The sequence below is a fragment of the Aquibacillus saliphilus genome, assembly GCF_020404745.1.
Taxonomy (GTDB): Bacteria; Bacillota; Bacilli; order Bacillales; family Amphibacillaceae; genus Aquibacillus; species Aquibacillus saliphilus.
Map to the genome: position 1 here is coordinate 86,039 of NZ_JAIZAP010000015.1, position 14,731 is coordinate 100,769.

Here is a 14,731-nt window from a genome sequence, read left to right on the forward strand (position 1 = left end):
AATTGATAAAATATCAAAGTAAATAGAATACGGCATGGAGCTGAGAAACATCAGCTCCGTGCCGTTTAACTGCCGCTATTTTAATACTTCTAGGAGTAGTTTTATCTACTCGATATTCGGTATTCACTTAAACAGAAACAGCTTTGTCTAGTTAAGTCAATCATTCATAGGTATCGTCCATACATCAGCGATTGAAGGATCGTAGTTTCTACCTTCTTCATCCTCTTGGAAACGAACGGTAACTAAACCTTCTTCCGTCAAAGACAGATCCTCAACAATAAATTGGTATGTCACGGTACCTCCTGTTGAATAATGATTTTCACGACTATGGACCTTGACTCCATCCACGAAAACGTAATAATCCTTTATTTGTTCCTGGTCGTATGTTTCAATTGCTCGAATGATAAATGGTTTTCCTGGTTCTACTTCCATATCGAACTCAAAGAATCCATTTGCCTTACCGTTTGTTGTATAACGGCGTGTCAGTCCAGCCTCCTCAGATGCCTCAGATCCTTCTGAATAACTAATATTGTGCTCTGTTTCTGACTGCTCTTCTCCAACATCGACATGATCTGTATATGCCTCCGGAGGATTTACAATATGCAGTTTAATGCCTGCTGATTTACTGTCACCGATATGACCTTCATACGTTGCAACTAGCTGCACTTCGATATCCGTTTCTGATGCTTCAGTTGGTGAGGTTATTGTAAATGTAACTGCTTTATTCTCTTCAGAATCTAATTTATACGCCTTTGATGCTTCGTCTACTGTCCAGCCATCTGGCATGTTAATCTGGACATCACCTTCAGCTTCTGAAGCTCCATCATTCTGAATATTGACCGTGACATTTAGCTCACTATTAGGTTCAACCATATCCTTGTTAGTTTGTATATCAGTTATAACGATAGGAGATTCCACTGTAACGGAACTGCTAAACTCTATACTTGCAACACCGCTCTGTTTTTTATAGCTTCCAAGCCCCGTAATAGTGATTTCTTCGGTAGGTGCTTGATTTGCTGGTACAGTCACTTCAAATTCCGTAACAAATTTCTCATTTGGTTTTAGTACACCTTTTTTATCTGTACTAACCACCGATACGGACCAGTCTTCTGGAACATTCAAAGATTGGGAAACTTTGTTTATGTTTGCATGATGAGTATTTTCCATTTCTGCCTTCACTAGGAAGGTATCACCTGGCAACACTTTTTCCTCCAATATAGTTAGCTCGGCATCAACTCCAAGCACAGCATTACTGATAGAGGAAAGCTCATTTTTCACTTTAACAAGCATGCTATTTATCTCATCTGCTGTAGCTTCTCCAAGCTGTCCTGCATTTTCTTTTTTTTGAATCCAGTTTATCAAGCTATTAGTAGTAGAAAGACCTTGCTGAACTTGTTTAATTAATTTGGATTCATCATTAGATAAGAAAGCTTCTATTCCCTTTTTGGTTTGACTTTGAAGCTTTTCAAATTTTTCAGTTAAATGCTTCTGTTGATCAGTCTTCAAATCTCCCGCTTCTGCCATGCTATCGCTAAGTTCTTGTAAGTCTTCTGTCCATTGTGAAACTGCACCTAATTTTCCAAGAATAGGATAAACGCTGAAATCATACGTGCCTGATCCAACGATAAACACTGCATATCCATCCTGCATTTCTTTAAATTCAATCCCTTCTGAGGATTCGGCGAAGCCTCCTGCCTCTGTTACTGCCCATTTATTTTCAGCAGGGATATAAATGGTGGATGTTGTATTAGCTGGTACTTTAACAGAAAGATTAAAAATATCTTCATCCATTTTCCAATCACTAACAATTTTCCCGTAAACAGAATCATATTCCCCTTTTGCATTCGTAAGGTTTCCGCCTTGCTTGGGCTTGATAATAAAGCTTTTGTATCCAGGATTAGCTGGGTCTGGTTGAATACCCGCAATATTTTGATACATCCAGTCTCCAACAGCTCCATATGCATAGTGGTTAAACGAATTCATTCCTACATCTTGGAAGCTACCATCTGTTTTAATAGAGTCCCAACGCTCCCACATCGTCGTAGCACCATTTTTAATTTGATATCCCCACGATGGAAATGTATCGTTGTTTAATAAACGATAAGCTACATCAAGATAACCATTGTCTGCTAATACTGGGAGCAGGTCTCTTGTTCCTAAGAAACCAGTAGATAAATGCCAGTCTCTTGCCTCTATTAATTCTACCAACCGGTCCGCTGCAGCTTGTTGTTTGTCCTCTGGTAAGAGATCCATATAAAGCGCTAAAACATAGCCAGTCTGACTTTCTGTCTTTAACCGTCCATTTTCGTTTACATAAGCCTGATTAAATGCAGCCTTTACGTCTTCGAAAAGCTGCCCAAACTCTGCTGCATCCTCGTTTTCACCAATTTCTATTGCCATTTCAGAGAGGAGATTCGCACTATATGCAAAGTAGGCTGTACCAATTAAATCATTTGGAGTATGATCATTGATATTTAGCCAGTCTCCATATCCAGTATTTGGTCTAATGTATCCATTGCTATGGTTTTTTAAATAGTCAATCCATTTCACCATTGCATCATAATTTTCTTTTATGACACGAGTATCACCGTAACGCTGCCAAATTGTATAGGGAACAGTCACTCCCGCATCTCCCCAACCAGCACTACCTTCTCCACAACAAGCATCAGGAGCTACGTCTGGGAAAGCGCCATTTGGTGACTGTGCATCTCTTAGATCCGTTAACCATTTAGTTCCAAGGAATTTTGCTACATTCATGTTAAACGTTGATGCACCGATAAAAACATTAATATCACCCGTCCAACCGAGTCGTTCATCACGAGCGGGTGTATCTGTTGGAACACTTAAGAAATTGCCACGCTGCCCCCAAGTAATATTACTTTGTAGTTGATTAAGCATCTCACTTGAGGTTTCAAATTCCCCTGTTAAAGGAGCATCCGTATGCATCACTCTTCCTGTGATAGCATCTAGCGATGGCTCTTCTTGATACCCTGTTACCTCCACATATCGGAATCCATGGAAGGTAAAACGAGGTTCATAGATTTCTTCTCCCTCTCCTTTTAAAATATAACGATCTGTTGCCTCTGCAGTTCGTAAATTAGCTGTGTATGCCGAACCATCAGAATCAAGAACCTCCGCGTGTCGGATTTTTATTACATCCCCTTCATCACCTGAAACCTTTAACCGTACCGAACCCACCATATTTTGGCCTAGATCAAAAACATAAACACCAGGTGTTGGTTCCGTAACCTCAACAGCTTCTATTTCTTCTGTTACTTGAACAGTAGGTCCTGCTTGCGCTACGAGCTCTCCCCCGTAATTCTCTTTCACTGAAGCAGGAATCCAGTTGGAATCGTCATAATTAGATTCACTCCAACCGATTAATTCCTTTCGAGCATCATATGTCTCACCTGCAATAATGTCATTAGAAATGATAGGTCCTGTTGCGGCATTCCATGTGTCGTCTGTTTCAACAACTTCTACCGTTCCATCTGTGTATTCAATGACGAGTTGCGCTAAGAATGCTGGATTATCTCCATAATGATCCGCGCCAAACCAGGCAATTTTTCCTGTGTACCAGCCTTGTCCTAATATCGATCCAATGACGTTTTCTCCCTCTTGAAGCATATCCGTTACATCATACGTTTGATATTGAACCCGCTTATTGTAATCAGTCCATCCTGGAGCAAAATAATCTTTCCCGACTTTTTCTCCATTTAAATAAAGCTCATAAAGTCCTAGTGCAGTAGAATATACCCGTGCACTAGCAACGGATTTCGCTACTGGAAATTCTTTGCGTAGCTGTGGTGCATCATCATCATCACTATTTTGCCATGCATACTGATTCGTTACATGAAGTTTTCCATTATTAATTGTCCCACTGTTAAAAGTGAATTGTTCCACTCCTATGAATTCTTCCGACAATAGGATGTTTCCATCCTGATCGGTAAGTTTGATATTATCAAAAAGTGCTTCTTCTACACGGTCTTGTCTAAAACCAATATCCCCAAACCCAAAAGAGTTATCAGTTGTTGTGTCAACTAACTCTTCATTGATATATGTTTTAATTTCCCCGTTGTTAACAGAAATTTTTAATTTGTATTCGGTGTTTAGCTTTTCATCACTAGGAATAGCATGGGAAATGTCTATTTCCTTCAGAACAGCCGCATTACCGTTTAACCACCTATGGGGCCGGAGTTTTGTTTTCTCGTCTGTTGTGTTGATTTGCCACATATAATAGTTATTCTGATCCTCTGCACCAAAGATGATACCAGCTGCCTGGTTTAAAACAGAAAAATCAAGTTCCAGATTATATGCATCCATTGGTTCTGAAGATTCATCATTACGATATTCTATCCAATCCCCTTTCCAATCAGAGGACTTTAACAGTCCCATCTCCCACTTGGCAGGCGCACTCCAATTGGAACCGACCTCGTCTTCATCCCAAATTCGCACCTTCCAATAATAGGCTTTTTTCGATTCTAGCTCCTTCCCATCATAAGAAATATTTATAGATTGATCTGATTCTATCTTTCCACTATCCCATACATCACCATTCTCTTCTTCTAGCATTTCTAATGAAGAAGCAACAATAACTTGATACGCTGTCTGCATTTTCGCACGGCTACCAGACTCTAACTGCCAGGATAATTGTGGCTTACTAATATCTAGTCCGATTGGATCCTCCATATACTCTGTTGTTAAGTTGACTACATTTACTGAATCGGAGTCTTCATTTGCAAATCCAACCATTGGAAATGGTAATAACGAAAAAATAAGCATCGAAACTAAAAAAAGTCGGAATTTCTTTTTCATCTGAATTTTCTCCTCCTATATTTTCTTTTGGCTTTGGGGACATATAGCAATTATGTTGTACACTGAGGTGTATCGAAAATCACTAGATATAACCACCTCCTAGAGATTCTACTAATCTTTTTTTGGGGAATTTAAATTTCATCTACTAAAAATACCCTAAAAAGATAGCGCTTTCATCTATTATAGTGGAGAACGTCTTCACTAAATAAGGAGAGAACCCTCAGGTATGGGGGTGATTATTCAGGTATTTATCCTTGAAAACCGAATTATAGTAAATTACCTGCTTTTTCCATTACTTCAGATGATCTTGTGTCTGGTTAAAATCAACGCTTCTACTCTCTTCTCTTAATTTCTTTAAAAGCATCTATTTCTATGATAGCTGAGATTTTGACTCTTCTTACCAATTTGTTGTACGCCGCATTAGAAATCACCTCTTAACTAAGTTGAGGCGAATCTTTCCCAGTTTGGGGTGAATCTTTCCGAGTTTAGGGCGAATAAACGTGATGTTGGGGCGAATAATTGGAAACTTGAGGTGAATCCTCTCACTTTTCAGGCGAATCCACCAATTTTCAAGCAAAAAGAGCAACCTAAACTGGGTTTAAGATGATCTACACATTTGCAAATGAATTTCAACCAGGATATTTTTACCATGATTTGGTGATAATGGATAATGGTGACTACTTATATAAAACTCCTATGAGGAGAAGTTGAATTTTCAAAATTGGAGGGAAACGTATGTCAACAATGGATATTTTTAATGCAAAAGAAAATATAAGTGAATTTATAAATGAGCGTAACAAAGATGACTTAGAAGTAATCGTGGAAGAATTCAAACGCGGTCACTTTCCAAATGTCTTATCAAAAACAAAGGTGTTTCGAGCAAAACATGAAACGAATAAAAATTTGCTTAGGATTTTATCGCTACTTGATGCTACTTGTCATTCACAAATAGGTGAAGGTAAGCGAGCAGCAGATATTATCATGAACATGTACCAAGATTCGCATGAAAAATCGGTTGATGACTTAATTTTATATGGCAATTTAGCATTCATGTGTGACTATAAGCTTGCTCGAAGAATAATGTCAGTTGCAGTAAAACAATTAGAAAACGAGGACGCGCTTGACCAGATGAAAGCTGCTCGCGCTTATCTAGTACTCGGGGAAGCGGAAGAAAATCTAGAAAACTTCGTTCGAGCAATCAAATATTATAAAAGAGGATTAATCTATTTCCAAAAAGAAAAAGAACGAGACAGACAAATGATTCTTTTTCTACATTTTAAACTTGGTGCGCTCCTTTCCTTGAATAATGACACCCGTGAGGCGATTGATTATTTACAAAAAACAATTGAACTTGCAACTGAAGAAAGTAATATAGAAATAAAAATTAACAGCCTAGTAAGTATCGCGAAAATTTATGGAAGTAAAAATGAGTACGTGAAAGCTATTACTTACTTGAATGAGGTAATTCCAATGCTGGAGGGCTCAACTCTTGCCAATAAATTAGCACATGCTGAGGCTTATACAGAAATGGCTTATAATTATTTCGATCAATCGCTACATGATCAAGCAGTTCCTTACTATCAAAAGGCTATCGCCATTCATCTAAAGCTTCCTAACTATTCTGTGAGAGAGCTTGGAATGATATATATGCAATATGCCTATTGTTTGGAGCATAAAGAGCACCCAAATAAGTTGCTTGCAGGAAAAAATTATGAAAAGGCACTTGTTCAACTAGAAAAAACAAATGATCAGGAGTTATTAGAAAATGCCTTTGCAGCTATTATTGCTTTTTTTGAAAGTACCGATAATCAAAAGAAGAAACATTTCTATGAAAATAAATTTGTAGAACTGACGAATAAGCTAGCTCGCACCAACTAAGAATGTGGTTTAAAAAGGATATACACTAGAACCACCATCATAGAACAGGGCATTACAGAAGTCTTCGCTCCTGTAATGCCCTGTTCTTTTTACGTGACTATATTAATATGCGCCATATCCTCCAGAATAAGATGTTCCAACTATAATTAGAAGGATAAACAATACAACAATTAGCGCAAATCCTCCGCCATAACTGTATCCTGCACTCATCAATAAAGCCCCCTTTCAAACTGTTACATTCATAGCGTATGAAGAAACCGTTGAACTGGAAGGGCATATGTCCTGAGTCTCACTGATTTATCCTAATAATTTTGAGATCATCAGAAAGTGGGTCATTGCAAGAATAGTATAATACACGATCATTATTTAGATTTAACACTTCTTTATTCTCTACGTATGTTGTCTTCTAGTCTAAAATAATCAAAATCTACGAATCCACCAGTTGTATCTTCCGCAAAGTTAAATAAAGCAAACCGATACCCCATAAAATGATCTAGTTTATAGCACATTTGAAGAGTGTTTCCAATCTGTTTCCAGTTTTCCCCGTCAAGACTATAATAAAAATATGCCTTGTCTGTCTGATTCTTATAATCAAAATCAACCCTAAAATATACCCGGTCCGCTTCAAGTGGAATACGTTCGATTTCCTCTGCCAAACCAGTACTTGCATTTACCATTACAATCGATTTTGTACTTTCCTTCATTTTGACACCGACATATCCATAATCTTTTTGGAAGGCAGCAAAGCCAGCAACGTCGCCATCCTTCATGTTCGCTATCTCCATGGCGATTTGACCGGAACATTCTGGTCCGAACGTTCTTTGGGTAAGAGTATTTCTAGCTTCTTCAAGGTCTGCGCTAATTTTTCCATTTTTCAACCTTAAAAAGCCGGGACGCTCGGTTACAGACCAATAGTCATTGTCCGGGTTATGGTTCCATTGCCATACTAATCCTAGTGTATTGGTGTCATAATTAAATTCATCTGATTGAACAATGTGTTGCTTAGAAGTCTTGTTACTAACCGGGCAATGCATCTTGTTTGGAATCAGACCTCTATCACCAAATACTGGCCATCCGTCTTCCCATCTAACCTCGAGCAGGCAAGGAAGACGACCTACAGATCCGTTATCGCGAAACAACAACCCGTACCACTTGCCATCAACCGTATCAACGATTCCTCCCTGTGCCGTGCCAGTCGGGTCACTTACTGCAATCCTACCTTGATAATAACCATCAATCGATTCGGCACGATGTACGAGCTGCATGCGATGGCTATTTTTTGGCCACGTTATCGTGAACACATAATAGTAGCCATTGATTTTTTGGATGTGTGCGCCCTCAGCAGGAAGACCTACATCCTCTTTTTCACTCGCAACTAAACTAGCATCTGGAATAATAGTTTTGTTTAGTCCACCCTCTTTTATAGCTGTCGCATCTTCAGTTAGTTCAATAACTTTAATATCCCCACCATCATAAACCAAATATACACGTCCATCATCGTCAAATAGTAAAGACATGTCATGATAATAGCCATCTAAAGTGAAGCGCTTCCAATTTCCGTGTTCGATATTATCTGTTTGAAAGATATACGTCTTTCCGGTTGCAAGCGACCCTACCACCAGGTAAAAGAGGCCCTGATGGTAACGAAGAGAACTTGCCCAAGAACCTTTTCCATATTCGTTTTTTCCATTATTTAGCGTTTGTTCATTATCATCCGCAAGAACATCATAAACATAATTAACAATTTCCCAATCCAAGAGATCGTATGACTTCATAATTGGTACCCCAGGGTTCATATGCATCGTGGTACTAGACATATAGAATACTTCCCCGACTCGAATCACATCAGGATCGGGGACATCCACCGTAAGGATAGGGTTTTCGAAGGTACATTGATCACGCTTGTCCATCCATCTATTTCCATCTACGAATGAATTTTTACTCATGAGTTAAAATTCCTCTCTATCTAGATTAGTTCCGATATCGTGGAGAAAATGTAAAAAAACAGGTTAAAATGTGATTGAAATACTTTTTACTAATTGTCTCCAGTAAGCTTCTGGTACTCTTTATTAATTTCTGCCATTGTTTCTGAAAGCTGCGCTCCCCAATTATCGTCGACCGTATTGAAAACAACTTCACCATCGGTATCTAACATTCCATACCCTCTGTATGCTGCATCTTTATTTTTCATATTGAACTTATCAATTAATTTCAATTCTGGGTCCGATACGAATGGAAGACTTACCCCGTTCCATTCCTTTAAACTATTGTATAATTCTAATTGTTGCTCTGGGCTGTCGCCACTAATAATATAAGCATTAACATTTAAGTCCTCTAAAAGATCTAAATTTTCATGCAACTGAACCAGTTGCTCCTGACAATGACCTCAGGTGTAAGTTGTAATGAAAAAGAAAAGAGCAGGTTTGTCTTGAGGGAATGTAACTTCTTGTTTATCTTGATTTAATAGAGTCATCGGTTCATCCAGTTTAGTGGAACCACAACCTGCAAGGATAACTGCAAAAATCAGTAAAAGTAAGAGTGATTTAAAATTCATCATTAATTCCTTTCTCTACTCTAGAAACTAGAATTGTTTTATTAATTTATACCATTTTTGTAATGGCGACACAATTAAATGGTATTATTTTAGTATAGATATAGTACTTTTCCTGAACTCCTATTACTCACCCAATCATTTCACACATCAACCGTTCTAAAAAAATATCACACTTCTCCTTTATAAAAAATGGTCCGCGCCGAAGCGAGAACCCTTCTTTGTCAATGACTTATCACATGTCTTCTCGTGAAAACAATCAGCAATAGAGCAACGAGCATTTCAGCAAGTGGAAGCGCAAGCCAGACACCAACAATGCCAATCAATTTTGGTAGCACCCACAACAGAGGCAATAGAAAAACAAAGCTTCGCAACAGGATGATGATCGTCGATGAACGAATTTCACCGATCGATTGAAAGTAGGTCATGTAGACGAAATTGAAACCAATAAACAGATAACCGGTAAAAAACAGTCGAATTCCCTGAATGGCAAGCTTGCGAACTTCTTCCGACTCTAAACCAAACAGCGAGACGAGCGAAGGAGCAGCAAACAAGCCAGTGGTAAGGAGAATTCCTCCTAGCGTGAATGAGACCTTCTCACCGATTCGAACACTCTCTTTGATGCGCGTTTTTTCCTTTGCGCCATGATAGTAGCTGATCATCGGCTGAAGGGCCAACTCAATTCCGAAGAACGATAGGAACATGAAGCCATGCAAATAGTTAACGACTGCGAAAGCTGCGACTCCTTGTGTGCCAAGCAAGCCTACAATCGCTAAGTTATAGCCCGCGATTAAAACAAGAGCTCCCGCTTCAGCAAGAAAACTTGGAAATCCAATTGCGAAAATACTTCTAAGCGTCCGCCATGACCATTGAAACGAAAGCTTGCGCAAGTTCGTTTGCTTTTTGAAGAAATGGAGCAATAGCACCAGCAAACCGACTAAACTTGCAAGGACAGTGGCAAGTGCCGCGCCAAAGACGCCTAGCTCCAGGATAAAAATCATATAATAATTCAAGCCGATATTGACAGTTGCAGTTACGCCGAGGGCGATCATAGAAAGTAACGGGCTGCCGTCATTACGGACGAAGATGCTAAGCAGTTGTTCTACAGCAATCACCCACCCGAGTAGGAACAAAATCGTCAAATAGTCGACAGTATAGGAAAGGGTATCTACATTTGCTCCAAGCATTTTCGCAATCACCTCTACATTAAAGTAGCCGGTGAATCCGATCACGAATAAAACTGCGAGTAAACTAGTAACAGCCAGCGAAAATACACTTCTCGCCTTACCTGAATCATCCCCTCCGATATGCATGGAATACATTGTCCCACCGCCGACCCCAATCCACAGCGCAATCGAGAAAATCAGCGAGAATACCGGCATGGCAAGATTCACACCAGCAAGACCCTCTGACCCGACCCCGTTACCGATAAACACTCCATCGATTAGGATATTCACCGACATCAGCATCATCCCTAATAACGATGGGAAAAAATATTGGAAAAACACTTTTTTAACTGGTTGATGTTTTAAGCTTTCATGTGTCATCTGTCATTCCTCCTGCAAATTGTGACAAAAGAAATTATAAACCTTAAAGTTACTTGAAGGTCAATCTATTTTTTTACCGGAATCTGAATCCAGGTCACATACCCTGCTTCGTCTTGGATAACGGATTCATCCAGCATTGTTATTTCGAAATATAATTATTACCCGTTCCAATGATATGTAATTAACAAATTCTTCATCCTAACCTTTGTTCTACACCTTGCCCATTTTTGAACAAATAATAACACAGGCTCATTTAAAACCTGTGTTACTTTGAATACTTGTTGTTATGATTTTAACATTATATTCCTTTCATGTACTACAAAAGAAAATGCGTTCCTCTTTCACCGGAATCCGCTGTTAAGCGTGATATTTCACAGATCAGTAGTTGCCAAGTAAGGCGGCATTTCTAGCTACTTCTTACAAAGCTCCTGCTGCGGTTATCTTACGGTGAATCAATAAGGTTTTATCCCCAAACCTTCAGATAATTTTTCCCTTTTTGTAATTGAGCGATTGGTCCGAGTGTACTTTTTTCTGACCTTTTTTCTCCTAATAAATCCGTATCCAGATTTAGTTCTGTTCCATCAGGATTTTCAAACTCCACATCAACAAGTCGTACTCTACCTAATGTTTCAGTTGTTTGAATTTCTCCAAGTATGCTCTCAAAGTCTTCCGGAAGTTCAACAGAGAGATACACTTCATTTCCTTCTTCTACTATGTTTATTTCGGGATTAAACTTCTCTTGAACCAATTTTTCATTCTCTCTTTCGAACGAGCTTGCCCCATTAAAGTAAGCATTATGGTTAATAGAAACATGCTGAGGCACATGATGGAATCTTTCATGGTCACCAGGTTCTTCATTTACGGTATCGATATATTCCTCGATTGATGCCGTGTAACCATCGTAATGTGCAGTACCAACACCTTCTAGACTGTCATCACCAATGAAGATATTATTGTAATAGCGATCATCTCCACCATATACCGGGGCAAATCCTGTTACCTCTGTGCTATGTGGCTCATGATATGGTGTAGGACGATCAAGCATTTTCCGATGAACCATTTTTCCGCGAATTAAATTGTTTACATAGGCCCCGCCTTGCGCATGATTATCTAAAGCATAGTCTGCAGTTAAAATGTTGTGATCGACTAAACAAGGACCACTACTAACTTCTACAAACAAGTCACGATTATTTCGGTAGAATAGATTACTACTCACTCTGGTTCCTTGTAACTGCCAGTCCAACCAAGTTCCGAGCGAACAATCATGAATACGGTTATGGTGTATGTGCACATCAATTGGTGCGTGCAACTTAATACCCGCTATTTCATGTCCGTAAAACTCTCGCTTTAATCCAATATTATAAATATGATTAGTATATATTTCACTAAATACACAGCCTAAATGACCTACAATACCGTTTTGACCACAATCATAGATCGTGTTGTTTCGGATAATATGTGAACCAATCTTTTCTTTACTCCACCCAACTTTTCGGGCCGAGAAGACAGATTCTAACTGGTATTGATAGCCGGGCTTATCTTTTCGTATCGTACGATAGTTATTTCCAGTTGAAGCTTCTTTACCAATACTAATTCCACTACACTTTGAGTCATGGATGACATTATCTTCAATGATCCAACCCTTACTCCAATGAGGACCTAATAATCCAGGCTGATCAGCTGTCGGCGGAGTCCATGGCGTTGCTGCTTGAGCCATCTCAAAACCTTTGACAGTAATATAATCAATACCAGTCACTTCTGGATAAAAACAAGCTCTTCGTACATTAATTTCAGTTAACTCATTGTTAGGATTAAATTCATGAAAATTAGCAAAAATCGTTGTATTATGATCGTCCACTTCTGCAAACCAGACATATTTAGTTTGCTCTGGGTTATTTACAGGAACAATCGTTTTGGTCCAGTGATCTAACACTTCCGTTTGTACACTAGGATTTAGCACTTGTTCTAAGTTTTCTGCCTCATAAAAAGACATGCCATTCAGATAAACATCCCCTAGATGTCTTCCTGGATTATAAACAACCCAGTCTCCGAAAATCTCTTCCATGTAGGGATTATAATCACCGAAAAATTCATTAGGTAAAACTGCTTTCCATACAGTCCCTTCGACTTGTTCCCAATCTAGAATTTGCTCGGAGCCTTTTATTACGACGTTTTCTCCTTGTGCTGCTTGATAAGTAATTCTTCTTGTATTACTTAACCCTGGATGTTTAGGTTTCACCCATTCCCGGTATTCTCCTTCATGTACTACAACGCTATCTCCTGCCATAGCAACAGATGCTGCCTTATTTATTGTTAAGAATGGATTCTGTTTCGTTCCCTCTCCAAAATCTGAACCATTTTTCGCTACATGATATTCAAAAGTCATCATACTTCCTCCTTGATATCAACTCTGCCCTAATTATCTAATAAAAGAAAATTTATTTCTATTCAAAATATAGTATAATTTAAGACAATATTCGTGTTTAGGATTGGAGGAGAAACTTTTGGTTTTTTTTGAGCATCACGGAGTTGAGGAAAAAGAATCCTTTCAACATTTCACGCTAGTGAATAGCAATTTCCCTTTACATTTTCATCGAGCTTATGAACTCATCATCGTAAGTGAAGGAGAATTATTAGTAACCATTGATCAAAAAGAGTATTCGTTGACTAAAAATGATGTCGCTTTTATTTTTAATAACCAAATGCATGAATTTAAATCGATTGATCATTCCAAGAGTACCATCGTTATTTTTTCACCTGAATTAATAGGACATTTTTTTATGAATTATAAAGGATATATCCCAGGAAATAATGTTTTTCAACTCAAACATTTACCCGACCTAAATGCACTACACTCAATCTATAGTCAGAAAAGTTTTCTCTATGATATTTGCAGTACTTTAGTCGATCATACCGAATTCATTCCGGTCGAGCATTCAACAAAAACAAAAGTGCTACATAAAATTCTACTGTTTGTTGATAAAAATTATATTTATGAATGCTCATTAAAAGTTGTCGCACAAGAATTGCAATACGATTATGCCTATTTATCAAAGCTCTTTATCCAAATGACGAACATGAGCTTCACCGAATACCTTAATTATTATCGAATTTCACAGGCATGTTATCTGTTAAAAAATAGTCAACAATCCATTTACGAGATAACCATAAACTGCGGTTATACTAATTTGCGCTCGTTCAATCGTAATTTCAAGAAAATCACCAACCATTCACCTAAAAGATACAGAGAGTTACCATAGGACAAAAAATCGGAAAATGGGATAGATAGCACCACGTATTAAAAAACTGCTATTTATCACAGGTAAGATGTATGAATCCTATTGGACGAGGTTAACTTAACTATGAGTCAACAAGGAGGCTTTTCTATGGATAGTACACATGATTTTGTAGAGGAATTTAATAGAAACAAAAAGAAACAAGAAAAAAATAAGAAAAGGCAAGGAAATGGCCGTCCAAGCAATAAGTTGCCTAGTAAGAAGCACAACGATAGTAATAGTTAACTTACAATCAAGAATCAAAAGGGTGATTTGATTTTCAATCGAATCACCCTTTTGGGACAGGGGGTCAGTGATCTACTACCCGAATAATGGACACCGATAAAAAGGGACAATTATTCGGGTTTTCTATGTACCAAAATTGAAAACCCGTTTAAAAAATATTTATTATGGGCGGAGGAAAATTATTAAGATGGACAAGAAAGTTTTTTCTAAAACACAAATCAATGAACTTGAGAAGCACTACAATATAGTTCGTGTTCCAAAGCATTCGATTACTTACCATTCAGAATTAAAAATCAAAGCAGTACAAGACAATTTGAACGGGAAAGCCCCTACTATGATCTTTATTGATAGTTTGACCTTAAAATGATAGGTAAAGATTATCCGAGGAAAAGAATATATAATTGGCGTAAAATTTACGA

Annotated in this window: 10 protein-coding genes and 1 pseudogene; 4 read left to right on the forward strand and 7 right to left on the reverse strand. The window is 38.2% G+C overall.

What is annotated here, in order from left to right; all coding sequences use genetic code 11:
• Nucleotides 1-156: 156 nt before the first annotated feature.
• Nucleotides 157-4,815, reverse strand: coding sequence for a family 78 glycoside hydrolase catalytic domain (locus LD272_RS15125; RefSeq protein ID WP_226037460.1), 4,659 nt, complete (start codon nucleotides 4,813-4,815; stop codon nucleotides 157-159).
• A gap of 735 nt (nucleotides 4,816-5,550) precedes the next feature.
• Here LD272_RS15125 and LD272_RS15130 point away from each other — a divergent pair.
• Complete coding sequence (locus LD272_RS15130; RefSeq protein ID WP_226037461.1) at nucleotides 5,551-6,693, forward strand: tetratricopeptide repeat protein; 1,143 nt, start codon at nucleotides 5,551-5,553, stop codon at nucleotides 6,691-6,693.
• A gap of 102 nt (nucleotides 6,694-6,795) precedes the next feature.
• Here LD272_RS15130 and LD272_RS15135 read toward each other — a convergent pair whose 3' ends face one another.
• From LD272_RS15135 to LD272_RS15160, 6 genes and pseudogenes are all read right to left on the reverse strand, one after another.
• Nucleotides 6,796-6,903 carry a YjcZ family sporulation protein gene (locus LD272_RS15135; protein ID WP_226037462.1) on the reverse strand — a complete coding sequence of 36 codons (108 nt, stop codon included), beginning with the start codon at nucleotides 6,901-6,903 and terminating at the stop codon, nucleotides 6,796-6,798.
• Nucleotides 6,904-7,076: 173 nt separating this feature from the next.
• Complete coding sequence (locus LD272_RS15140) at nucleotides 7,077-8,639, reverse strand: glycoside hydrolase family 43 protein (protein WP_226037463.1); 1,563 nt, start codon at nucleotides 8,637-8,639, stop codon at nucleotides 7,077-7,079.
• Nucleotides 8,640-8,728: 89 nt separating this feature from the next.
• Nucleotides 8,729-9,064, reverse strand: a pseudogene (locus LD272_RS15145) (redoxin domain-containing protein); the annotation flags it as partial.
• Between the two features lie 15 nt (nucleotides 9,065-9,079).
• Nucleotides 9,080-9,250 (reverse strand): hypothetical protein, encoded by a 171-nt coding sequence (locus LD272_RS15150; RefSeq protein ID WP_226037464.1) that lies wholly within the window; start codon nucleotides 9,248-9,250, stop codon nucleotides 9,080-9,082.
• Between the two features lie 218 nt (nucleotides 9,251-9,468).
• Complete coding sequence (locus LD272_RS15155) at nucleotides 9,469-10,791, reverse strand: MATE family efflux transporter (protein WP_226037465.1); 1,323 nt, start codon at nucleotides 10,789-10,791, stop codon at nucleotides 9,469-9,471.
• Nucleotides 10,792-11,254: 463 nt separating this feature from the next.
• On the reverse strand, nucleotides 11,255-13,177 hold the full coding sequence (locus tag LD272_RS15160; RefSeq protein ID WP_226037466.1) for a right-handed parallel beta-helix repeat-containing protein: 1,923 nt from the start codon (nucleotides 13,175-13,177) through the stop codon (nucleotides 11,255-11,257).
• Nucleotides 13,178-13,295: 118 nt separating this feature from the next.
• Here LD272_RS15160 and LD272_RS15165 point away from each other — a divergent pair, with 118 nt between their 5' ends.
• The 3 genes from LD272_RS15165 (at nucleotide 13,296) to LD272_RS15175 (ending at nucleotide 14,679) form a co-directional block, all read left to right on the forward strand.
• Complete coding sequence (locus LD272_RS15165; protein ID WP_226037467.1) at nucleotides 13,296-14,051, forward strand: helix-turn-helix transcriptional regulator; 756 nt, start codon at nucleotides 13,296-13,298, stop codon at nucleotides 14,049-14,051.
• A gap of 126 nt (nucleotides 14,052-14,177) precedes the next feature.
• Nucleotides 14,178-14,312, forward strand: a complete 135-nt coding sequence (locus LD272_RS15170; RefSeq protein WP_226037468.1) for a DUF4023 family protein — start codon at nucleotides 14,178-14,180, stop codon at nucleotides 14,310-14,312.
• 187 nt (nucleotides 14,313-14,499) lie between these two features.
• Nucleotides 14,500-14,679, forward strand: coding sequence for a hypothetical protein (locus LD272_RS15175; RefSeq protein WP_226037469.1), 180 nt, complete (start codon nucleotides 14,500-14,502; stop codon nucleotides 14,677-14,679).
• The last annotated feature ends 52 nt before the right edge of the window (nucleotides 14,680-14,731 follow it).